The sequence below is a fragment of the Mycobacterium sp. NAZ190054 genome, assembly GCF_001545925.1.
In the GTDB taxonomy this organism is placed as follows: Bacteria; Actinomycetota; Actinomycetes; order Mycobacteriales; family Mycobacteriaceae; genus Mycobacterium.
Window position 1 is genome coordinate 1 of the sequence record NZ_LMVQ01000001.1, and the last position, 21182, is coordinate 21182.

20 protein-coding genes and 1 pseudogene are annotated in these 21182 nt (G+C 67.0%); 7 read left to right on the forward strand and 14 right to left on the reverse strand.

The window, feature by feature from the left end; translation table 11 throughout:
* Nucleotides 1-214: pseudogene (locus ASJ79_RS32970) on the forward strand (amidohydrolase); the annotation flags it as partial.
* A gap of 90 nt (nt 215-304) precedes the next feature.
* On the opposite strand, the gene ASJ79_RS00010 reads toward ASJ79_RS32970, so the two are convergent.
* Both ASJ79_RS00010 and ASJ79_RS00015 read right to left on the reverse strand, forming a co-directional pair.
* Nucleotides 305-1543: a cytochrome P450 gene (locus tag ASJ79_RS00010; RefSeq protein WP_067952206.1), complete on the reverse strand. Its 1239-nt coding sequence runs from the start codon at nt 1541-1543 to the stop codon at nt 305-307.
* A 13-nt stretch (nt 1544-1556) separates the two neighbouring features.
* Nucleotides 1557-2588, reverse strand: coding sequence for an LLM class F420-dependent oxidoreductase (locus tag ASJ79_RS00015; protein WP_197420019.1), 1032 nt, complete (start codon nt 2586-2588; stop codon nt 1557-1559).
* Nucleotides 2589-2662: 74 nt separating this feature from the next.
* Between ASJ79_RS00015 and ASJ79_RS00020 the strand changes: the two genes are divergently transcribed.
* A complete protein-coding gene (locus ASJ79_RS00020; protein ID WP_067952207.1) occupies nt 2663-4159 on the forward strand; it encodes an acyl-CoA carboxylase subunit beta in 1497 nt (498 codons plus the stop codon).
* Between the two features lie 45 nt (nt 4160-4204).
* Here the strand turns inward: ASJ79_RS00020 and ASJ79_RS00025 are convergent, their stop codons facing one another.
* From ASJ79_RS00025 to ASJ79_RS00050, 6 genes are all read right to left on the reverse strand, one after another.
* The gene (locus ASJ79_RS00025; RefSeq protein ID WP_067952208.1) at nt 4205-5062 is read right to left on the reverse strand and encodes a type IV toxin-antitoxin system AbiEi family antitoxin domain-containing protein; all 858 of its coding nucleotides are present in this window, start codon (nt 5060-5062) and stop codon (nt 4205-4207) included.
* 91 nt (nt 5063-5153) lie between these two features.
* Entirely contained in the window at nt 5154-6197 is a 1044-nt protein-coding gene (locus ASJ79_RS00030; protein WP_067952262.1) for a TIGR03857 family LLM class F420-dependent oxidoreductase, read from the reverse strand.
* Nucleotides 6194-6568: a nuclear transport factor 2 family protein gene (locus tag ASJ79_RS00035; RefSeq protein WP_067952209.1), complete on the reverse strand. Its 375-nt coding sequence runs from the start codon at nt 6566-6568 to the stop codon at nt 6194-6196. Before ASJ79_RS00035 ends, ASJ79_RS00030 begins: the two co-directional genes overlap by 4 nt.
* Nucleotides 6565-7653 carry a phosphotransferase gene (locus ASJ79_RS00040; protein ID WP_067952210.1) on the reverse strand — a complete coding sequence of 363 codons (1089 nt, stop codon included), beginning with the start codon at nt 7651-7653 and terminating at the stop codon, nt 6565-6567. Before ASJ79_RS00040 ends, ASJ79_RS00035 begins: the two co-directional genes overlap by 4 nt.
* 130 nt (nt 7654-7783) lie before the next feature.
* On the reverse strand, nt 7784-8893 hold the full coding sequence (locus tag ASJ79_RS00045) for an esterase (RefSeq protein ID WP_067952211.1): 1110 nt from the start codon (nt 8891-8893) through the stop codon (nt 7784-7786).
* Nucleotides 8890-10518: an NAD(P)/FAD-dependent oxidoreductase gene (locus tag ASJ79_RS00050; RefSeq protein WP_067952212.1), complete on the reverse strand. Its 1629-nt coding sequence runs from the start codon at nt 10516-10518 to the stop codon at nt 8890-8892. Before ASJ79_RS00050 ends, ASJ79_RS00045 begins: the two co-directional genes overlap by 4 nt.
* A gap of 94 nt (nt 10519-10612) precedes the next feature.
* On the opposite strand from ASJ79_RS00050, the gene ASJ79_RS00055 reads away from it, so the two are divergent.
* The 3 genes from ASJ79_RS00055 (at nt 10613) to ASJ79_RS00065 (ending at nt 13977) form a co-directional block, all read left to right on the forward strand.
* The gene (locus ASJ79_RS00055; RefSeq protein ID WP_067952213.1) at nt 10613-11647 is read left to right on the forward strand and encodes an aromatic ring-hydroxylating dioxygenase subunit alpha; all 1035 of its coding nucleotides are present in this window, start codon (nt 10613-10615) and stop codon (nt 11645-11647) included.
* Nucleotides 11644-12258 (forward strand): isochorismatase family protein, encoded by a 615-nt coding sequence (locus ASJ79_RS00060; protein WP_067952214.1) that lies wholly within the window; start codon nt 11644-11646, stop codon nt 12256-12258. The genes ASJ79_RS00055 and ASJ79_RS00060 overlap by 4 nt, the downstream gene beginning before the upstream one ends.
* A gap of 66 nt (nt 12259-12324) precedes the next feature.
* A complete protein-coding gene (locus ASJ79_RS00065; protein WP_067952215.1) occupies nt 12325-13977 on the forward strand; it encodes an acyl-CoA synthetase in 1653 nt (550 codons plus the stop codon).
* Here ASJ79_RS00065 and ASJ79_RS00070 read toward each other — a convergent pair.
* From ASJ79_RS00070 to ASJ79_RS30585, 5 genes are all read right to left on the reverse strand, one after another.
* Nucleotides 13964-15454: a coniferyl aldehyde dehydrogenase gene (locus ASJ79_RS00070; protein ID WP_067952216.1), complete on the reverse strand. Its 1491-nt coding sequence runs from the start codon at nt 15452-15454 to the stop codon at nt 13964-13966. The two genes, ASJ79_RS00065 and ASJ79_RS00070, sit on opposite strands and share 14 nt — an antisense overlap.
* Nucleotides 15455-15649: 195 nt before the next feature.
* Nucleotides 15650-16135: a flavin reductase family protein gene (locus ASJ79_RS00075; RefSeq protein WP_067952217.1), complete on the reverse strand. Its 486-nt coding sequence runs from the start codon at nt 16133-16135 to the stop codon at nt 15650-15652.
* Between the two features lie 153 nt (nt 16136-16288).
* A complete protein-coding gene (locus ASJ79_RS00080; RefSeq protein ID WP_082753549.1) occupies nt 16289-17116 on the reverse strand; it encodes a crotonase/enoyl-CoA hydratase family protein in 828 nt (275 codons plus the stop codon).
* A gap of 103 nt (nt 17117-17219) precedes the next feature.
* Complete coding sequence (locus ASJ79_RS00085) at nt 17220-18149, reverse strand: LLM class F420-dependent oxidoreductase (protein ID WP_067952218.1); 930 nt, start codon at nt 18147-18149, stop codon at nt 17220-17222.
* Nucleotides 18146-18832, reverse strand: coding sequence for a methyltransferase domain-containing protein (locus ASJ79_RS30585; RefSeq protein ID WP_082753573.1), 687 nt, complete (start codon nt 18830-18832; stop codon nt 18146-18148). Before ASJ79_RS30585 ends, ASJ79_RS00085 begins: the two co-directional genes overlap by 4 nt.
* A gap of 230 nt (nt 18833-19062) precedes the next feature.
* Here ASJ79_RS30585 and ASJ79_RS00095 point away from each other — a divergent pair, with 230 nt between their 5' ends.
* Both ASJ79_RS00095 and ASJ79_RS00100 read left to right on the forward strand, forming a co-directional pair.
* Complete coding sequence (locus ASJ79_RS00095; RefSeq protein WP_067952220.1) at nt 19063-19641, forward strand: TetR/AcrR family transcriptional regulator; 579 nt, start codon at nt 19063-19065, stop codon at nt 19639-19641.
* Between the two features lie 703 nt (nt 19642-20344).
* The gene (locus ASJ79_RS00100) at nt 20345-20746 is read left to right on the forward strand and encodes a hypothetical protein (protein WP_197420020.1); all 402 of its coding nucleotides are present in this window, start codon (nt 20345-20347) and stop codon (nt 20744-20746) included.
* A gap of 32 nt (nt 20747-20778) precedes the next feature.
* On the opposite strand, the gene ASJ79_RS00105 is transcribed toward ASJ79_RS00100, so the two are convergent.
* The gene (locus ASJ79_RS00105) at nt 20779-21147 is read right to left on the reverse strand and encodes a DUF732 domain-containing protein (protein WP_067952221.1); all 369 of its coding nucleotides are present in this window, start codon (nt 21145-21147) and stop codon (nt 20779-20781) included.
* Nucleotides 21148-21182 lie beyond the last annotated feature (35 nt).

The window sequence follows — 21182 nt, forward strand, 5'->3', positions numbered from 1 at the left end:
GACCTATCAGAACGCGATGCGCTGGTATCACTGGGACCCGTTCACCCACATCCCCAAAGACCAGGCCACCGTCGGCGCCCTGCGCAAAGCCGCCGAAGGACACGACGTCTCCATCCAAGCCCTCTCGCACCACAAGGCGGGGGAACGGGGCGGTGGTGCAGGGCATTTCGACGCGCTGAAGGCCGCCGCACGCGGTAACTCCGGCTCCGACTAGCGGCCAGCCCCCCTTCGCCGAAATTGCATTCCAGCAGGGGCCCACTCGAACTTTCTCTGCTGGAATGCCATTTCGGCGGGTAGTCGGAGGTCAGCGTGTCAGCGTGTACCGGATCGGCAGGTGCTTGAGCCCGCCGACGAAAACCGTCGCGATGTGCTCGGGCCTGCCGGCCAGTTCGACCGATTCCAGCCGGGGCAGAAGCTCGGCGAAGAAGCTGTTGATCTCCATGCGCGCCAGCGCCGCGCCCAGGCAGAAGTGGACGCCGTACCCGAACGCGACGTGCTTGTTCGGATCCCGTCCGACGTCGAACCGGAACGGGTCGGTGAACACGTCCTCGTCGCGGTTGCCGGACGGGTAGGACAACAGCACCGACTCCCCCGCCGCGATCGGCACGCCGCGAACGACGGTGTCCTGCTGGGCCGTTCGCATGAACTCTTTGACCGGGGTGACCCAGCGGATCATCTCCTCGACCGCCAACGGCAACAGCTCGGGATTCTGCTGCAGCCGCTGCAACTGGCCGGGGTTCTCGATCAGCGCCTGCAGGCCTCCCGAGATTGTCGCGCTGGTGGTGTCGTGTCCGGCGGTGGCCACGATCAGGTAGTAGGACACCGTGTCGATGTCCGACAGCGGTTCACCGTCGATGCGGGCGTTGGCGATCGCCGAGGCCAGATCCTCGGTGGGCTGGGCCCGCCGCGCCGCGGTGATCTCGTTGAAGTAGTTGAACATGTCGAACAGCGCCAGCCCGCGTTCCTCCATCGAGGCACCGCGCTGCAGTTCGGCGTCGTCGTTGCCGAACAGCTCCTGGGTGTAGGTCAGCATGCGCCCGAAGTCGGATTCGGGGATGCCGAGCAGCGACATGATGACGTACAGCGGGAAGTTCACGGCGACCTCCTGCACGAAGTCGCATTCGCCGCCGCGGTCGTACATCTGGTCGACGAAGATCTTCGCCAGCTCGTCGACGCGAACCTTCAACGCCCGCATCGCCTTCGGCCGGAACCAGTCGGCGCCGATCGCCCTGACCTTGCGGTGCTGCGGATCGTCGAGGTGGATCAGGGTGCTGATGCCCATCGACTCGTGCTGGGCGTCGCCTTCTGCCGTCGTGAGCACCGGTCGCGGCGAGTTGGTGAACACGGTGTTGTCGCGCTCGATGGCCATGATGTCGGCATGTTTGGTGATCGCCCAGAACGGGTTGTAGCCGGGGGCCTCCACCCACGACACCGGTGCGTTGGCGCGCAGGTGGGTCATCGCCGCATGCAGCCGCGCCTCGTCGGCGTAGGCGCTGGGGTCGGCGAAGACCCCGGCTGCTTCGTCGGCGATTCGAACGCTCATCACATCTCCTTCGTCATGCGCCGTTGCGCAAATCGGTGACCAGGTCGACCACCGTCGCCTCGTCGATGGCGGGCGGAAAGCCGACCAGCACACGGTCGATCAGGCCGTCGCACCGTTTCCGGATCTTGTCCGCCACGTCGTCGACCAGCGCGACGACCGCGAACTCCTCGAGGATGGTGTCGTCGACGAGCGATCCCATCGTGTCCCAGTCGCCCTGCCGGGAGAGCCGGTGCATCTCGGTCTGCAGATCGCCCCAGCCGTGCAGTTCCAGCACGCTGCGGTAGGCCGGGGTGGAGGCGTAGAACGCAATCTGCTTGCGGACTGCGACCGCGGCGGCGGCCAGCTGCCTTTCGTCGTGGCCGGTGACGACGAACAACGGGCTGGCGACCTCGATGTCACCGCGCTCGCGGCCCGCCCGCTCGAGGCCCCGCGCCAACGTCGGGATCGTCACCTCGCGGACGTAGCGCTGCGTCGAGAACGCATGCGCGAGAATGCCGTCGGCGACTTCCCCGCACATCTCGGTCATCCGGTTCCCGACCGCGGCGACGAACACCTTGGGGTCACCGTGCGGCTGCCGCGGCGGGACGAACATCGGCGTCATCAGCTTGTGGGTGTAGAACTCGCCGTCGAAGTCCAGGCGGGCGCCGTCTCCCCAGCACGCCCAGATCGCGCGCAGCGCCAGCACGAACTCCTTCATCCGGGCCACCGGCCTGCCCCACGGCATGCTGAACCGCTTCTCGATGTGCGGCTGGATCTGCGATCCCAGGCCCAGGATGAACCGGCCGTACGAGTAGTCCTGCAGGTCCCAACCGACCTGGGCCACCGTCATCGGGTTCCGCGCGAACGCCACCGCGATGCTGGTGCCGAGTTCGATGGTGTGGGTGTGTTCGGCCGCCAACGTCAGCGGCAGGAACGGGTCATGGTTGATCTCGGCCGTCCAGCAACCGTCGTAGCCCCGCCGTTCCAGGGTTCTCGCCGCGGCGGGAACGTGGGACAGTTGACTGACGACGGCCGCGTCCACCTTCAGGCCGCCTCCAGCACCCATGCTGCACGAAGCTACAGTAAGCAATTCAGTAAGGTCAACGTTGCGAACCGCGTGCCGAGGACAGGAGTCTGCGGATGGCCAGTGCCAGGGATTGGCAGGACACCCTCGACGAGCTGATGCGCCGGCGGGAGCACTCCAGGTCCATGGGCGGCGACGAACGCCTCGCCAAGCATCACGGCAAGGGCAAACTCGACGCGCGCGGCCGGATCGACCGCCTGTTGGACAAGGGCTCGTTCCGCGAATTCGGCACCCTGGTGGGCGGGGACATCGCGGCCGACGGCATCGTCACCGGTTCCGGTCTGGTCGACGGCCGGCCGGTGCTGGTCGGCGCGGAGGACTTCACCACGCTGGCCGGCAGCATCGGGCCCGGCGGCAACGCGAAGCGCTACCGCCTCGCCGAGCTGGCGCTGCGCGACCGCGTTCCGCTGGTGATGCTGCTGGAGGGCGCAGGGTTCCGGCCCAGCGGTGAGCACTACGGGCGCACCCCGACCGATCTGCTGGCCCAGGCGCAGTGCTCGGGCAAGGTGCCCACGGTCAGCGGGCTGTTCGGTCCGTCGGCCGGGCACGGCGCACTGGTGGCACCGGTATGCGACTGGACGATCATGACCACGCAGGGCGCCATCTTCACCGCGGGTCCGCCGGTGGTGAAAGAGTCCACCGGCGAGGAGATTTCGAAAGAGGATCTGGGCGGGCCGTCGGTGGCGTTGGCCAGCGGGGTGATCCACAACCTCGGGGACGACGACGTCGCCGTGCTCGACGACATCCGCCGCTATCTGTCGTACTTCCCGTCCAGCGCGTGGTCGTACCCGGCGTCGCTCCCGGCCGGTGCCGCCACGGCGCGGCGGTCCACACCGGAGCTGCTGGACATCGTGCCGCGCGGCAACCGGCGGGTGTACGACATGCGTGCGGTGCTCGACGTCGTCCTCGACGACACCGACTGGTTCGAGGTGCAGCCGAAGTTCGGGCCTGCGATGATCACGGCGCTGGCCCACCTGGGAGGCCACCCGGTGGCGGTAGTGGCCAATCAGCCCAAAGTGCTGGCCGGCTCGATCGACGCCGACGCCGCCGACAAGGCAGCGCACTTCATCATGGTCGCCGACGCGTTCCACCTGCCGATCGTGTTCCTGGCCGACAACCCGGGGATGCTGCCCGGCAGCCGCTCGGAGAAGACCGGAGTGCTGCGCAGCGGTGCCCGCATGTTCGCCGCCCAGACCGCCGCGACCACACTGAAACTGCATGTGACCTTGCGCAAGGCGTACGGATTCGGCTCGATGGTGATGTCGCTGCTGGGTTTCGACAACCAGAGCGCGACGTTCGCCTACCCGGGCGCGACCATGGGGGCGATGAGCGCGGCGGCGCTGAGCCGGGCCTCGCACGCCACCGAGGACGTCGAAGCCAAACTGCGCCAGGCCGAGGTGGATGCGTCGTTCCGCTCGGCGGGACACCTCGGGTTCGACGACCTGATCCATCCCGAGGAGACCCGGGATGTGCTGCTCGATGCGCTTGAGCGCGGCCTCCACAGCCGCCAGGCCGCTGCGCAACCGGTGACCCGTACGGTGATCACCCCCTGACCCGGTGGCGATTTGGGCGTACTTTGTCAACGCCTGGTTGACCAACTACGCCCGAATCGCGGCGCGGATCGTGGCGATGACCCGTTGGGGATACTCGGTGAGATCCAGCCAGGTGAAGCGCAGCACCTGCCAGCCCTTCAACGCGATGGCGTTCTGTCGTGTGCGGTCACTGTGGAAGGTCTCCTGGTCGACGTGGAAAGCCCAGCCGTCCACTTCGATCACCACCCGCGCATCGCGGAAGAGCACATCGACGACATAGTTCCCCAGCCGTGCATTACTGCGCCATCCACTGATGTCGGCCGCCCGCAACAGTTTCAGCAGGATCCGCTCGCCTTCCGAGCGCGCACCGTCAGCGGCGGCCTGCAGCAGAATACGTGCGGCCGGCGAACCGTGACGCCCCTTGTTCCGCAGATGCGCACTCCACAGCTGCGGCAGTGTCGAGTCACCCTGCAGCGCTCGATCCATGAGCCCGCGGTTGCCGCGGCCACGCACCGCCGCCTCGATCGCCGTCAGGGGCAGAGCCGTCACCTGCAGTCCCCTGCACTCGACCACGTCGGTCGGTGCGAGATCGCGCCGGCGCAGGCGCGCACCGGTGCGCTGACGCCCGCTGCTGCTGCGGGGCACCGTCACCTCGACGTCGTCGGGCGCGAAGCGGGTCAGCCCATGCCACCACGCCGCGGCCAGTCCACTGGCCGCAGCCCGCTCGCCGAAGGACCACACCGCGGACCGGACACGCGCCGCGTCGGTGAACGGGCGGTCGTCGACGAAGTAGACACCACGCGCGCACCGGCGCCACGCCCCGGCCTGCACCCGCTGGTGCACCGACTGCCTGCTCAGGCCTGCCCGGTTGGCCTGCGCCAGCGTGATCACCCCGTCGTGGGAACGAAGCAATTCGTTGAGCACACCGGATCAGACGCACCAGGGCGGCGGCGGGTTCCGTTCCCCGCGATCTCGGCGTAGTTCGTCAATCAGGCGTTGACCAACTACGCCCAAATCACAGGGAAGCGCGGTAGGCGGCGACGATCGGCTCGAGTTCGTCGGGTGTGGCGCCGTGCATGATCACCGCGTCGGCGCCGTAGTCGAATTCCTTGCGCACCCGGTCCACACACTGTTGGGGCGATCCGGTCGCGGACGGCTCCAGCCATTCGTCCGGGATCAGCGTCGCGATGTGTTCGATCTGCTCGGTGGTGGCCTTGTGGTCGATGCCGCCGCCGACCGACTGCACCACCTTGTCGTCCCGGAAGCGCTGCAGCACAGCGGGATCCCAGCCGTTGGTGTTCACCAGCAGATCGCCGTAACCCTGCAGGTAGGTGGCCAGCCGGGCGACGGTCTTCTTCAGCCGCAGCTCCTCGGGCAGGTGGTCGCCGACGGTCGCGAAGCACGACCACACCCGCACCGAGGCCGGGTCACGACCGGCCTGTTCGGCGGCGTCCTTGACGGTCTTGACCGCGCGCTGCAGCGTCTCGGGGGTGAAATAGGTGTGCAGGATGACGTCGTCGAACTCGCGGCCGCCCAATGCCAGCGTCTGCGGACCGAACGCGACGATCGCCAGCCGGATGTCCTCGCGGAAGTCGGGGTCCAGGAACAGCACCGGGTACTTGCCCAGGGGTCCGTCATGGTTGAAGATCAGCTCGCCGCGCCACAGCCTGCGCATCACCTGCGCGAAATCCTCCATCTGGGCGGTGGTCACCGTCGGTATCCCGAACGCGTTGTAGATCGCGCCGATACCGCGGCCGATCCCGAGGGTGAACCGCCCTCCGGAGAGCCGGTGCATGGTGGTGGCCCACGACCCGGTGATCAGCGGATGACGCGTGTTGTGGTTGGTGGCCGCCGTGGCGATCTGCATCCGGCCGGTCACCGCCAGCGCCGCACCGGTCAGCGACGACGCCTCCTTGACGTTCCACCGCTCGGAGATGAACCCGGTTCCGAAGCCCAGTTCCTCGCCGCGGCGGGCCTCGTCCACCAGCGTGGCGGGACCCTCGCCGCCGGCCCCGGCCAGCAGGTAGTAGCCCAGCTCATCCAGCGTCGCTTCCGTCACGCCCAAACTCCTTGCTTGTAGCCGCAATTCCAGACCTCGGTGATCCTGCCACCGACCACGCGGAAGATCTCCATACTGCTGATCGTCGTCTCGGTGCCGTCCTTGAGCTTCATCGGCGACTGGTACACGATCGCCACATGTTCGCCGTCGTCGCCGGCGACCACCAGGTTGAGATCGAAGCGGATGGTCTCGAACATCTCCCAGTGGTCCACGATGCGGGCCACCGCCTGCTCGTGGGTCAGCGTGGTCGACTCCCCCACCTCGTGCCGGATCACCGTCTCGCCCATCAGTTCCCGGGCGAGTGCGAAGTCGCGTTGATTCCAGACGACGAGGTTGTACTGCTCGACCACCTCACGCGCCGTCCGTGTCACGCGAACACCTCCGCCGCGTCGATGTCGTCCGCGGTGGCGATCGCACGCGTGGTGAGTTCCAGGCACAGCGCCCTGGAGCGTTCGGGCAGCGTGTCCCAGCCGATCAGTGTGATGACCGGAAGCACCATCAGATAGGCCACCGCGAACCGGTAGTGCCGCCACGCGGCGTCGAATCCGTACGGCGCCGGCCCGTGGTCCCGCAGCATCCCGAGGTACTCCCGCACCAGGGATTCGTCGTGGCCCCGGCGGATGCCGGTCGGCAGACCCTGGCTCACCAGGTAGCCGATGTCCGCGGCGCCGCACCCGACCGAGGCGAACTGGAAGTCGACGATTTTGAGCCGGTCACCGTCGAAGAACATGTTGTCGGCCCTGATGTCACCGTGCAGCAGCATCGAATGCTCGGTCAGCGCCGACAGCGCCTGCGGCGCCATCTCTGCGAACCGCTCGGCGAACCTTGCCACGCGACGCGGCACGGCGGCGCCGGACCTGTCCCGGTAGACCTGCCAGCCCGCCCCGAAGGCCGGTACCAGCAGATCACGTACGACAGGTGTGGAAAGACTCGGAAAGCCCTGCAGCGCAGCGGCATTGGCAGGGTCGACCGACCACGCGTGCAGGGCCGCCAGATTCGCCACGGCCAGCCGGGCGCGGTCTATCGACAAGCCGGCGAGATGGTCGGCGTTGTCCCAGTCCCGCAGATCCTCGAGGAGAAGCACGAAATCGACGGAGTCCTCGGCCATCCGTGCGGCGTAGACCCGCGGGGTGTCGATCGGAGCGCGGGTGGCCACGTCCCGGTAGAACCGGAGCTCGCGCCGGTAGCCGTCCAGCAGCTCCATCGCACCACGCGCCTCGGATTCGGCGGGCAGTTTGGCGATCAGCGTGGCAGGCACGTCGCCGGTCCCGGTGAGGTGCAGGCGGTAGAGCAGCGACGAGAACCCGGAGTCCTCGGCGATCCGTTCGGCGCGGACGTCGGAGACGGTGCTCGTTCCGGACAGTGCGGCATCGGTGCGCAACACCTCGGTGAGCCATTGCGGCGTCAATGCGGTGACATCACCCGGCACCGGCGTCGAATCGCGTGCGTCGGTCATCCCACCCGAAGTCATCGGTGACCTCCCACATTTATTTGACGCTGCGCAACTAAGTTAGAGGCGCGGTGTTTAACATGCAAGAGTGCCGCGAGTACGGCGCACGATGAACCGGCCCCAGGCTCAACCGATTTCACGACGTCACCTGGTCGGTGACCCCGCGGAGCAACTCCTCGGAGGCGGCCTGCACTCCGCCGGCGAACAGATGTCCGACGTGGCTGCCGCGATGCCAGTACAGCTGCCCTCCCCAGCGGTCGTGCAGCGCAAGGGCGGGTTCGCGCCGGGCCATCCGGTCGTGCCACGCGCCCACGATCAGCCTGCGCTCGCGTGTGGGGGTGGGCTCCACCGACTGGTAGTCGACCGCGGACATCACCTGTTCGACCGTGTCAGAAGACAGCAGCGCGACGGTGTCGTTCACCGAAGGACCCCACCGACCGAGGTGCGCCGCGATCATCGTGTTGAGGTTGAAGATCGGCGTGTACACCGCGACCGCGTCGACGGGTTCGAGGTGCGAGACCAGGCCGGCGACCGGACTTCCCATCGACACCCCGGCCACCACGACCGCCGCCGCCTGCGGCCGCAGCCAGCGGACGAGGGCGCGCACCTCCGACACGGCGCGCATCATGCCGGCGACGTTGGCCAGCGGGTCCATGTTCGGGTACTCCGGCCATTTCCCGCGCCGGACACCGCAGCCCGGCTGCACCGGGAGGGCGACGTTGAACCCGAGTTCGTCCTGGAGGCGGCGTGCCCGTGAGAACAGCAGATCGACCGGCTGACCCTGGCCTGCGCCGTGCACCCACACCAACCACGGCCTGCGGATGTCGGTTTCGCGGCACAGATGCACCACCGCGGTCGCCGGTCCGCCGAACTGCGCCAACGTCGTCGGCAGGCGGGGCTCGTGGTCGAACCCGATCTGCTCGTAGACCTGGCGGCCGAGCCGGCGCCGCCGCGACCAGCGCACGCGCAGCGGGTCCGGGTCGACGTTGGCCCCGCCCACTCCGAGCGACGACAGCTCGGCCGCTGCGGCGGTGCACGACTGCACCGGACGCTCGAGTGCCGGCGGCGGTGCCGTCAACGTCATGCCCGTCAGCGCCAGTTCGTCGAGGACGACCTCGCCGAACTGCCGAACCCCGGTCAGTGACAACGGGTTCCAGCCGGCGTCGGCGGTGACCGCGGAGTGCGCCCGCGGCATCACACCGGCGAAATCGCCGGCGATCCGCCGGATCCGTTCGGTGACCCTCACGCGAGTTTGAAACCGCTGTAGCCGGTCTGCGCGACCTCGTCGCATCTGCGGCGGTACTCCGGGATGCCCGCGGTGTAGCCCATGTACATGCGTTTCTTGCCGGGCACGTTGCCGCCGTTGTACCAGGAGTTGCAGGACGGGTGGACGAGCACCGTGGGCGCCACCAACGCGGTGGCCTCCTCGATCCAGTCGTGCTGCGCCTCGGGCAGCGCTTCGATGGTGCGGTACCCGTGCTCGCGCAGGTAGCTCACGCAGGCGCCGATCCATTCCACGTTCTGCTCCAGCGCCGCAACGAAATTGGCTGCCGCCGACGGACTTCCGGGACCCTGGATGGTGAACAGATTCGGGAAGCCGGCGACCGCGAGACCGAGATAGCTCAGCGGGCCCTCCTCGGCCCAGAACCGGCCCAGCGACACCCCGCCGCGGCCGCGGACGTCGATGCGGCTCAGCGCCCCGGTCATCGCGTCGAATCCCGTCGCATAGACGATCACGTCGAGGTCGTGCAAGCCGCGCTCGGTCTCCAGACCGCCGGGCCGCACCGACACGATCGGGTCGGTGCGCAGGTCGACCAGCGTCACGTTGTCGCGGTTGAAGGTCTCGTAGTAGCCCTGGTCGATGATCGGCCGTTTGCACGCGAACGGGTGGCTCGGTGTCAGCGCCCTGGCCGTGTCGGGGTCCTTGACGATGCGGCCCACGGCCTGCCCGTACAACTGCGCGGCCATCCGGTTGGCCTCGATGTCGAAGAACAGGTCGCCCCAGTTCAGTGCGCCCATGATGCCGTTCTGCTCGACAGCGCGCAGCCGCTCCTGCTCGGAGGCGGTCTTCAGCGCCGGTTTGGTCAGCATGTCCAGCAGGACCGAGAACGCGCTCAGCCGCGCCGCCCCCACCGGGTGCTCGCGCTGGGCGGCGCGGATCTCGGGGTAACGGGCTTTCAGCTCGTCGAGCTCACCCGGTGCGAACTTCCGCACCTCCCACGGCAGCGTGTAGGCCGGAGAGCGTTGAAACACCGTGAGATGTCCCGCTTCCCGGGCCACCACCGGGATCAGCTGAACGCCCGTGGACCCCGTGCCGATCACCCCGACCCGCTCGCCGATCAGGTCGACGCCGCCGTCGGGCCAGCGGCTGGTGAACAACGACCGGCCGCCGAAGGTGTCCATCCCGGGGATCGCCGGTTCCAGCGGCACCGACAGGATCCCGGTGGCCGCGACGACGAACGGCGCGACGAACGACTCCCCCGTCTCGGTCCGCACCGACCACTCGCCGGCGTCCGCGTCGAACGTCATCGCGACGACGTTCATGCCGAACGCGATGTCCCGGCGCAGGTCGAGCCGGTCGGCGACGAAGTTCAGGTACGCCTCGATCTCGGGCTGGGCCGGCATGGTCTCCGTCCACACCCATTCCCGCTGGATCTCCTCGGAGAAGCTGTACGAGTACTCGATGCTCTCGATGTCGCAGCGGGCCCCCGGATAGCGGTTGAACAGCCAGGTACCACCCACGTCGGGTGCCCGCTCCAGAACCTGCACACGCAGGCCGAGCTCCCGCAGGTGGTGCAACGCATAGAGGCCGGAGAACCCGGCTCCCACGACGAGTGCGTCGACACGGGCGGGGCCATCCTCGATCGTCACGGTTCCTCCGGGCTCGGCATACTGTCGCTGTTACAGTATCGATATCCACTGGAGCGTGCGGGTGGATCCGGCCGATCCGTCTCGAGGAGTCGCAATGAAGGTCCCCTTCACCTGGAAGGTCACCGGGTGGTTCATGATCGGGTGGTCGGCGGAGTACGCGGTCGGTGAGGTCAAGGCGCTCAAGTACTTCGGCGAGGACCTGGTGGCCTACCGGGACGAATCCGGCGACCTGCACGTCCTCGAAGCGCACTGCAAGCATCTCGGCGCGCACATCGGCCACGGCGGCAAGGTCGTCGGCGCCTGCGTGGAGTGCCCCTTCCACGGCTGGAGATGGGGCCCCGACGGCGCCAACACCTATATCCCCTACCAGCCCGACCGCCCCAACCGCGGCCTGCGCCTGCGGTCCTACCCGGTCAGGGAGCAGTACGGCTGCATCTTCGTGTGGTACCAGCCACAGGGCGGTGAACCGCAGTGGGAACTGCCGGACATCTTCCGGAAGTTCCCGCAGTTCGAGACGGACGCCAACGCGTACTACCGGCCCTACCCGGAGTTCTCCAGCCGCGCCGACGCCATCCCGGTGCACCCGCAGATCGTCGCCGAGAACGGGCCCGACAGCTCCCACTTCCGCTACGTGCACGGCGCGTCCGTGACGCCGGTCTGCCTGCACTGGGAACACGTCGACGAGGAGTGGCGGTTCCTGACCGGCTGGCCGGACGCCCGCAGCGACGACCCCGACAAGATGGCGCTGAAGATCCACAGCCACTTCTCCGGGCTCGGGTTCGCGATGAGCGCGTTCGAAGGGCAGTCGAACCACCGGTTGATCTTCGCCTGCACGCCTGTCGACGACGAGGTGTCCGACATGTTCTATTCGATCTGGTGGCCGAAGCTGCCGGGCGAGACATCCGATGTGCCGCCGCCGCAGGTGATCGACAAGGTGGAGCGGCAGTTCCTCAAGACCGTGTGGGAGGACTGCGACATCTGGCGCTACCAGAAGTACGTCGAGAATCCGCCGCTGGCCAAGGTCGACGCCAAACCGTACATGGCCCTGCGCAAATGGGCCCAGCGCTTCTACGAGGTTCCCGCCCAGCCGCCCGGCGAGGTGCCGCCGGTAGGGGCGACCAGCCTATGAGGATCCCGCTGGCCGAACTCGTCGCCCCCGCGCACACGGCGGTGGTGACGCAGGAATGCCAGGGCGCCGTGGTGGGTCCCGACGCCGGGTTGGCGGCGCTGGCCGACGAGGCGCGGCGGGAGGCGCTGCCCAACATCGCCCGCCTGCTGCCGGCGGCGCGAGCGGCAGGGACCTCGATCGTGCACTGCCTGGTCCAGCGGCGTGCCGACGGCCGGGGCTCCAACCTCAACGCGAAGCTGTTCGCCGTCGGCGCCGCGGGTGTCGACATCACCCCGGGCAGCTCCGGGGCCGAACCGGTTGCCGAGATCGACCTGCAGCCAACCGATCTGGTACTGCGGCGCTGGCACGGCCTGGGCCCGATGGGCGGCACCGATCTCGATCCGATCCTGCGCAACCTGGACGTGCGCACCATCGTCGCGGTGGGGGTGTCGGTGAATGTCGCGATCACCAACCTGGTGATGGACGCCGTCAACGCGGGCTACCGGGTGGTCGTCCCCCGGGACGCCGTGGCCGGGATCCCGACCGAGTACGCGAGCGCCGTCATCCACAACACGCTGTCACTGCTGGCGACGGTGACCACCACCGACGAACTGCTCCACGCCTGGAGGTAGCCCGATGGGCATACAGTTTTGCGCCATCTGTCCACTCGGGCGGCCGCGCCGTCTAGAGTCCTTCGCATGACCGAGTCGATCCAGTTCACCGTCCCGGCCGCCGCCGACGCCGTCGCGGCCGTGATCGGCGACCGCGAGTTCATCGTCCAGGGCGGACGCCGCTACACCTACGCGCAGATCGTCGAGCGCTCGAACCGGTTCGGCGCGTGGCTGCACTCGCAGGGGCTGGGCTGCCACACCGAGCGTTCCGAGCTGCCCGGCCACGAGGTCGGTCAGGATCTGCTCGGCATCTACGCGCACAACGGTCCCGAGTACGTCGAGGGCATGATGGGCGCGTGGCGCGCCCGCGTCGCCCCGTTCAACGTGAACTACCGCTACGTCAAGAGCGAGCTGCAGTACCTGCTGTCGGACTCCGGCGCCACCGCGCTGCTCTACCACGCCGCGTTCGCGCCGCGACTGGCCGAGGTGCTGGCCGATCTTCCCGAACTGAAGGTCCTGATCCAGATCGCCGACGACTCCGGCAACGAACTGCTGCCCGGCGCAGTGGATTACGAGTCGATCGTGGCCGACGGCCCGTCCGATCCTCCGCCCGTCGAACCCTCACCCGACGACCTCTACGTGCTCTACACCGGAGGCACCACCGGCATGCCCAAGGGCGTGCTGTGGCGTCAGCACGACATCTTCATGGCCTCGTTCGGTGGCCGCAGCCTCTACACCGGTGAGCTGATCTCATCGCTGGACGACGTCGCGCAGCGGTGCGTGGAGGCGCCGGGCACCAAGCTGATGGTGTTGCCCCCGCTGATGCACGGGGCCGCGCAGTGGGCGGTGTTCACTGCCATGACCACCGGTCAGACCGTGGTGTTCTCGCCGGTCACCAGCCACCTCGACGTCGACGACGCGATCGCCACGATCGAGCGCGAGAAGGTCCTGGCGGTGACCGTGGTCGGCGACGCGATGGCTCGTCCGCTGGCCGAGGCGTTCGAGCGCACGGATGCGGATCTGTCGTCGCTGGCGGTGGTCGCCAACGGCGGGGCCCAGCTGACCCCGACCGCCAAGCAGCTCCTGATCGACGCCAAGCAGAACCTGATGGTCGTCGACGGCGTCGGTTCCTCGGAGACCGGCGCCCAGATGACGCACATGTCGGCGCCGGGCGCGGTGTCGACCGGCAGGTTCACCGCCGGGCCCGATACCTTCGTCGCCGCAGAGGATCTGGGCTCCATCCTGGAACCGGGCCACGACGGGATGGGCTGGCTCGCCCAGCGCGGCTTCGTGCCGCTCGGCTACAAGGGCGATGCCGCCAAGACCGCGGCGACGTTCCCGGTCATCGACGGCGTGCGGTACTCGGTCCCCGGCGACCGGGCCCGCCACCTCGCCGACGGCGCGGTGGAACTGCTCGGCCGGGATTCGGTCACCATCAACTCCGGCGGCGAGAAGATCTTCGCCGAGGAGGTGGAGTCGGCGATCGCGTCGCATCCGGCCGTCGCCGACGTCGTTGTGGCGGGCCGGCCGAGCGAGCGCTGGGGTCAGGAGGTGGTGGCCGTGGTCGCGCTCGCCGGCGGCGCGAGCGCCACCGCCGACGAGCTGATCGAGCACGCGGCGGCGGTGATCGCGCGGTACAAGCTGCCCAAGGCGGTGGTGTTCCGGCCGGTGATCGAGCGCAGCCCGGCCGGCAAGGCCGACTACCGGTGGGCCCGGGAGCAGGCCGTCAGCGGGTCCTGAGCCGGCTGAGCCTTTTATGGGTGCGGCGGTGCGCCATCCGCAACGCCAGCGTGGTGGTCAGGCGCATCGAACGCGGGAACGGCGGCGCGGCACGGCCGGTGATCGTGAACGGCAGATCGCTGCCGACCACCGTACGGTAGTGGCTGAATGCGTCGAAACCGGCCTTGCCGTGGTAGGCGCCCATCCCGCTGCGGCCCACCCCGCCGAACGGCGCTGCTGACGGGATCATTTGTGCGGCAAAGTCATTGCGGGCGACTCCGCCGCTGCGGGTGCGTTCGACGAACGACCGGAAGTCGGCGTCGTCGGGCCCGAACCAGTAGGCCACCAGCGGCGCGGGGCGCGCGTTGACGTAGTCGACGACGTCGGAGAGCCGCTCGTAGGGCCGGACGGTGAGCACCGGCCCGAACGTCTCCTCCTCGGCGATGCGCATGCTGTCGTCGACGTCGAGCAGGATCGTCGGCGCGATCTTGCGGGCCCGGCGGTCGGGCAGGGTCTCGTTCGGCGGTGCCACCGGTTCGACTCGCGCACCCTTGGCCCGGGCGTCCTCGATGAGCGCGACGACGCGGTCGAAGTTCGCGTCGTTGACCGAGGAGCAGTAGTCGGGGTTGTCCACGATCGCCGGGAACATGCCCCGCAGCGTGTCGCGGGCGGTCGCGACGAACTTCTCCACCCGGTCGGCGGGCACGAATACATAGTCGGGGCACACGCAGACCTGACCGCCGTTGATCATGCGGCCCTGCGCGATTCGCCTCGCAGCGCGCTCGAGATCGGCCGCCGGCGCCACCACCACCGGGTTCTTGCCGCCGAGTTCCAACGTGACCGGCACCAGGTTGGCCGCGGCCGCCCGTTGGACCAGCGTCCCCACCGCCGGCGACCCGGTGAAAAACAGGTGATCGAACGGCAGCGCGGCGAAATCCGCGGCCACCTCGGCGCCGCCGGTGATCACCGCCAGTTCCGCGGCGTCGAAGTAGGCGGGCGCCACGGTCTTCATCAGGTCGGCGGTCCGGGGTGTCACCTCCGACATCTTGATCATCACGCGGTTGCCCGCGGCGAACGCCGCCGCTGCGGGCAGCACGACGAGATTCAGCGGGAAGTTCCACGGCCCGATGATGCCGACCACACCCAGCGGTGACGGTCGCACCTCGGCGCGCAGCCCCAGCCGGCGTGCGGGGCGCATCAGCGTGACTGGCTTCATCCATTGCCGCACATGGGCTCTCGTGTGCTCGATCACCGAGATCATGCCCATGATCTCGGTGAAGAGCGTTCCGGTCCGCGGCCGGGTGCCGAAGTCGGCGGCCATCGCGTCGACGAAGTCGTCGGCGTTGTCGAGTACGAGCGCCATCAGCCGGTCGATGCGGTTGCGACGCAGGGCCGCATCGGGAGGGCCGTCGGCCGTGAACGCCGCCCGCTGCTGATCGAGGATCTCCGACATCGGCTCCTGCCGACCGGCGGCCATGCCGCTGAGCAGCGCTGCCATTCCCGACCCCCTTCTGACGCCCCTTGCGGTAAGGGCAACGGTACACCGCGGACCCTGTCGGGGTCTCGGGCAGCGCGTCAGGCACCACCGGGCCCACCCGCCCGCTAGGTGCGACCAGTTGCGCCCGCCTCGATCTTGAACGCAGGGCTGCTTTACCGCGAGGAACTGGCAACCCGCTGTTGATCCCGTTGAGCGTTACGTGCCCAGGCGTCTGAAGGTGCTGCGGTGAAATACGATCGGAGGCACATCCGCGTGCACAGTGACGTCCATGACTCGCAGGATGACGATGGTGTGGTCCCCGGCGGGGATCGACTGCTCGATCGCGCTCTCCAGCCACACACTGGTTCCCCCAACGAAAACGGCGCCTGACTCGCGTGAGGACGTTTCAAGGCCGGCGAACCTGTCACCGGTCTTAGCTGCCAGGGAGCGCGCGGCGGCGTCGTGCGATTCACCAAGCAAGCTGATGCCCAGATGAGGCAGGTCCCGGAGTTTCGGCCACGTCTCGGAGCTGTTCTGTACGCAGAAACTCACCAACGGCGGGTCGAGTGACACAGGCACGAACGTGCTCGCCGCAAGCCCGACCCTGACACCGTCGACCTCGGCAGCTATCGCGATGACACCCGACGGGAAATGCCCGAATGCCTCGCGCAGCAAGGTGGGGCTTAAATCCTCTGCACTCATCTATCCCTTTCTCACGCCTGATGGAGCGTGGCGGATCCGGTGTCGTCGAAAATCCGGATCTCGGAGCCGAATCTCAGTGAGCGGCAGTTGGTCGTAGTCCGGTAGCGGTAGTTTCATGCCCTACCTGTCGTCCACGGCCGCGGGGCCGAACCGTTAGCTGCCCGTCCACTTTGGCGGACGCTTCTCGGCGAACGCGATCGCACCCTCCTTGGCGTCGTTCGACGCGAAGACCGGCGCCAGAATGCTGTTCTGCTTGCGCCACATGTCCTCGGAACTCCACCCGCGCGACTCGACGATGATGCGCTTCGTCGCCGCCACGGCCAATGGGCCGTTCGCGGTGATCTTTTCGGCGAGTTCGATCGCGGCGCCGAGCGCCTGCCCCGGTTCGGCGAGCGCGTTGACCAGCCCGAGTTCGTGAGCCCGCACCGCGGGCAGGTTCTCACCCGTCAGGGCGAGTTCCATGGCGACGGCGGGCGGGATGCGCTGCGGCAGCCGCAGCAACCCGCCGGCACCGGCGACCAGACCGCGCTTGACCTCGGGGATGCCGAACGCTGACTCTTTCGACGCGATGATCAGATCGGTCGCCAGTGCTAGCTCGCAACCGCCGGCCAAGCAGTAGCCTTCCACCGCGGCGATCAGAGGCTTGATCGGCGGACGCTTTGTGAAACCCATGCCCCGGCCCTTGACCACGATGCTCTCGCCGCGCGCGAAAGCCTTGAGGTCCATGCCCGCGCAGAAGGATCCCCCGGCTCCGGTCAGCACACCAACGGACAGCCCGGAGTCGCCGTCGAGGCGGTCCATCGCATCAGCAAGACCGCGACTCACCTCGGCGTTGATGGCGTTCTTGGCCTGCGGCCGGTTGATTGTGATGAGCAGGATGCGGTCGCGCTGCTCGACAACGACGGGCGGTTCACTGTGGTAAACCCCGCCGCCGATCGCCGCATGCTCCGAGGCGCTTGCGTCAAAGGCGCCGGCTCCCATCGCGTCCTCCCTTCAAATCGCGTGAGATGCTGTCGCGCAGCGAAAACGGTCGACGCCAATACGGTTCCAGGAGGCTCGACTGCGCATCTGACGGTCTAGTGCCTTAGATACCGAGCATCGGTTTGAGCTTGTTGGCTATCTCAGTGATATGCCCTGGCTGGTAGCCGTTGAGATGCGTTGCAGGAGAGAGTATAACCCCGTCGACGCCGACGTCGAGCACCTTCGCATTGATTTGTTCGGCGATGGTCTCAGCAGCGCCGACGACAACGTGTTCGCGATACTCCACGGGCAAGGCATCGGCGGTGAGCTTTTCATCAATTATTGCCACCACAAGCATGCTGGTTTCCAGTGTGCTCGGGTCGCGCCCAATCTCTTCACAGCGGTCCCTTACAACCTGTAGTTTGCGCGGCAACTCGTCAAAGCCCGCAATCAGGTTGAGGTGGTCGAAGTGGTTGACAGCCAACGGGATTGTCTTCTTTTCACCGCTACCGCCGATGAGCATGGGGATGTGGTTCCGGAATCGGGGCTCGGCCATGGCCGCCCGGGTGCGGTAGTACCTGCCGGTGACCGTGGGTCGTTCGCCGGCGAGCATCGGACCGATGATCTGCAAGGCTTCGGCAAGCTTGTTGAAACGCTCGGCGCCGGTGCCAAAGTCATAACCCAAGGATTCGTGCTCGAATTCATACCAACCGGTGCCCATCCCCAGGATCGCCCGGCCCTGACTGACAACGTCGAGGGTGGTGATCGATTTCGCGAGCAAGGTGGGATTGCGGTAGGTGTTGCCCGTGACGAGAGCACCGAGTTGGATCGACTGGGTGGCGGTAGCGAGGGCGCCCAGTGCGGTGTAGGCCTCAAGCATCGGCGCATCGGGCGGGCCCTGACCCGGTAGCTGGTAGAAGTGGTCCATCACGAAGAGGGAGTCGTAGCCAGCGGCTTCCGCTTCCTCGGCTTGCGCGATGACGGTCGGGAATAAATTGTCCACGCCGGTCCCGTAAGAAAAGTTCGGGATCTGCAGTCCGAGTCGAATCGTCACGTATGTTCTCCCGGCAACGAGCTGGTCCGTGGCGCTGTGCGGCCGGTTACTCGCCGCGCGTCATTTGATGCGATGTCGATCGGTACCTGAATCCGGGTGACCTCTGCCGGAGGCACATTCGCCCATATGGTGCGGCGACTGCCTCCTCGCTCGGCGAGCACGCCCTCGACCGCGCTGTGGCGGACGACGTCAGACCGAGATGCGGTCAATCTGCGGGCCTGACGGGTCCCCCGGTATGCGAACCAGGTGATGGCAGCTCCCGGATTGGACAGGTTGAGGTAATGCTCCAGCAGGCCATCGACGTGCGAGGGTTCCATGTTGGTGAACGGCAAACTGGAGATGATGACGTCGTAGCGGCGGGGGACCTCGAAATCCTCGACTCTGCATCCATGGACGTCGAATGTGCATCCGGCGCTGTTGCGAGCCAGCGCGCGCAATCGCGGCAGGAACGGATGGTGGGCCTCAACGACGTCCAAATGACTACCGGGACCGAGCATTTCGATGAGCGCCCTCGTAACGGGTCCAGTACCGGCCCCTACCTCGAGGACATTGATGGGTGAGCGTGCCCGTTCGAGGACGGGGGCTGTCAGCGCCTCAACGAGGCGTCGTCCGCTGGGTTTCACTGAGCCGATTCCGATTGGGTCGTGAAACGAGGCGCCAAGGAAGGTGACCGACGCCGGCATCTCAGCCACAGCGTGGCAGAGACCCCGGCTTCCAACTGGCGTTGGGCACAACACCTCCCCACCGCCTCGGCGTCCACCAGGGTGGCGCCTCAGGTCATCGGCGCGACAGACCCTTCGCACGTTGGCAGCAATCACGGTCACGGACCTAACTAACTAGTTTGTTGTGTTGCGCTTGAGGTTAGTACGGCACGCGAACAATGTCCAACAAACTAGTTGGTTAGAATGCCTTCATGAACGACGGAGCAGCCACCCGACGCCGGATCACCGAAGCGGCAGCGGCCGAGTTCGCGGCCTACGGCATCGCCGGTGCGCGAGTCGACCGCATCTCGGCGAACGCGAAGGCGAACAAGGCTCAGCTCTACGCGTATTTCGGCAACAAGGACGCCCTGTTCGAGCTGGTATTCAGTGAACTTGCCGGCAACCTCACGAGTGCGGTGCCGTTCACCGCAGACGACCTACCCGGTTACGCAGGAAGACTCTTCGACCTGTGCCTCGATGCCCCCGAGATTGTGCGCCTGGCAACCTGGGCGCGATTGGAGCGCAAGCCCATCGGTGAGTTTTCCGAAGCAATGCGCGACGATACGGAAGAGAAGCTGCGCCTGATTGCAGCGGCGCAGGCCGACGGTCTCGTCAAGCCGGGCATCGATCCCGAAGACGTGCTCGCGATGGTGATGGCCGCAGCGCTGGCATGGTCTCCCGGCAGCCTGTTCTACGCAGCAACTCGCGACGATCCTGCCGAGGACAACGCGCGGCGCAGACAAGCCGTCGTCGACATGGTGCGCGCCGCGTTGTCCGTTGATGCTCCCTAATAGATAACGGTCACAGGTCGGCGGAGGCTCGGTGAAATCCAGGTTGTCCACCACCGACGGTGAGTGGCTTTCGAAGTCGGCCGCGACGAACGGAGTCAGAAAGCGATAGCCCGAAGCGACGGACGGCAAGTCGTCTCGCTACTTCGGTTTGCGTCGCATCGCACGCTCGGAGCGTCTCGCTATGAGTCGTGGACGTTCGACTTTCGCTGGTCGATCAGTCTTCACCGCAACGGACAGGCGGATACGACTGGTTAGGTCTCGTAGGACGGGCTCCCTGTCGGTTCCTTCGTATCCTCGTATCCATGCTTGGACCGGGGCCGCAATATCAGACGGTAGCGCCGTGTTGGTTTTCGCGTACCAGACAAGCAAGTCTTTGATCGCGCATTCTTGCTTTCCGGCCCCGATCAGTACGCAGGTACGCGTGTGTGTGCCGACATTCACCAACCGGGCCGTCGCATCGACCAAAGCCCATGCCAGCTCGACCTCATCCGCCCTATTCACTGAACCCAGAGCCCCGCCTCGTAATCTCGTTACTGCCCTTCGCATTCAGTTCACATTGGTCGCACAATCGACCTCCTATAAGAGCCGAACATAGTACGTTTAGGTGGCCACAAACTGAGACAGTGCGGCCGCGAATCGGCGGACGTTGCGCTGGGTTGAACGAGGGGAAGCAGCCTTGGGATTGCGCCGCAATATCAGTGTCGTGGCCACGACGTCGACGGTGGGTTTGTTGTCGCCCGTTGTTGCGCACGCCGACCCGGTGCCGACGTGCGACGACCCAAGCTGTGTGCCGGGAATCAACCGGATCGTCGACCTCGGCTCCTACTGCGACAACGTGATATACCACGTGTTCGCAACCACACCAGCAGGCCGGGTGGTGTTCTGCGATTCCGCCAAAGGCCTTGCACCCCGGTACTTCCGAGCTTTGCCGGTGGCGGGAATCCGCGAATTCAATACCCCCTGCGATCAGCCCTACAGCCAGATGGCCCAAGCGCCCGACGGCTTGTTCCTGCTGTGTGCGGCGGTGCTGCAGCCCGGCACCGACAACGAAGAGTCCGGTGGTCAGAGCCGCTGGGTGCGCGGCGATCACTGGGCCGACAACTAGAACAACGCCGAATTGGGCGACGTCGCAGCGTGTCATGGGCCCGGCAAGTCGACGATACGTCCTTCGGCCGGAATGGCCGATGTGTAGTACTGCGGGCAGAAGGCGCGGGTGGCGAGGGCGATGAAGTAGCGTGAATTGCGGTGTGTCCATTTGCGGGTGGCGGCAATCGATTCCACTCCTTGGTCATATCCGACACCGACGCTCCAGTCATGGCAGACGCCCCGCGCAACGCCAAGGATGTAGTCCTCACCAAACGGCCAGTACCACTTCTGATGGGTTCTGTAGAGTTGGTAGAGGAACCAGTCTTCCGCCGCGTCGGCGCGGGCGGTCGTCGCACCGCCCAACGCGACAGCGCTGAGCGTTATAGCACAAGCCAACGTTGAAGCGATGCGAGTGATCATCGATCTTCTCCCTAGCGAGCGGATGTCATTGGCGT

Bases quoted from the DNA above. Each gene is read 5' to 3' on its own strand.
- ASJ79_RS00065 (WP_067952215.1), top strand. From the start codon at position 12,325: ATGACCGAGTCGATCCAGTTCACCGTCCCGGCCGCCGCCGACGCCGTC.
- ASJ79_RS00055 (WP_067952213.1), top strand. From the start codon at position 10,613: ATGAAGGTCCCCTTCACCTGGAAGGTCACCGGGTGGTTCATGATCGGG.
- ASJ79_RS00010 (WP_067952206.1), bottom strand. From the start codon at position 1,543: ATGAGCGTTCGAATCGCCGACGAAGCAGCCGGGGTCTTCGCCGACCCC.
- ASJ79_RS00070 (WP_067952216.1), bottom strand. From the start codon at position 15,454: ATGGCAGCGCTGCTCAGCGGCATGGCCGCCGGTCGGCAGGAGCCGATG.
- ASJ79_RS00075 (WP_067952217.1), bottom strand. From the start codon at position 16,135: ATGAGTGCAGAGGATTTAAGCCCCACCTTGCTGCGCGAGGCATTCGGG.
- ASJ79_RS00020 (WP_067952207.1), top strand. From the start codon at position 2,663: ATGGCCAGTGCCAGGGATTGGCAGGACACCCTCGACGAGCTGATGCGC.
- ASJ79_RS00040 (WP_067952210.1), bottom strand. From the start codon at position 7,653: ATGACCGACGCACGCGATTCGACGCCGGTGCCGGGTGATGTCACCGCA.
- ASJ79_RS00060 (WP_067952214.1), top strand. From the start codon at position 11,644: ATGAGGATCCCGCTGGCCGAACTCGTCGCCCCCGCGCACACGGCGGTG.
- ASJ79_RS00095 (WP_067952220.1), top strand. From the start codon at position 19,063: ATGAACGACGGAGCAGCCACCCGACGCCGGATCACCGAAGCGGCAGCG.
- ASJ79_RS00105 (WP_067952221.1), bottom strand. From the start codon at position 21,147: ATGATCACTCGCATCGCTTCAACGTTGGCTTGTGCTATAACGCTCAGC.
- ASJ79_RS00015 (WP_197420019.1), bottom strand. From the start codon at position 2,588: ATGGGTGCTGGAGGCGGCCTGAAGGTGGACGCGGCCGTCGTCAGTCAA.
- ASJ79_RS00080 (WP_082753549.1), bottom strand. From the start codon at position 17,116: ATGGGAGCCGGCGCCTTTGACGCAAGCGCCTCGGAGCATGCGGCGATC.
- ASJ79_RS30585 (WP_082753573.1), bottom strand. From the start codon at position 18,832: ATGCCGGCGTCGGTCACCTTCCTTGGCGCCTCGTTTCACGACCCAATC.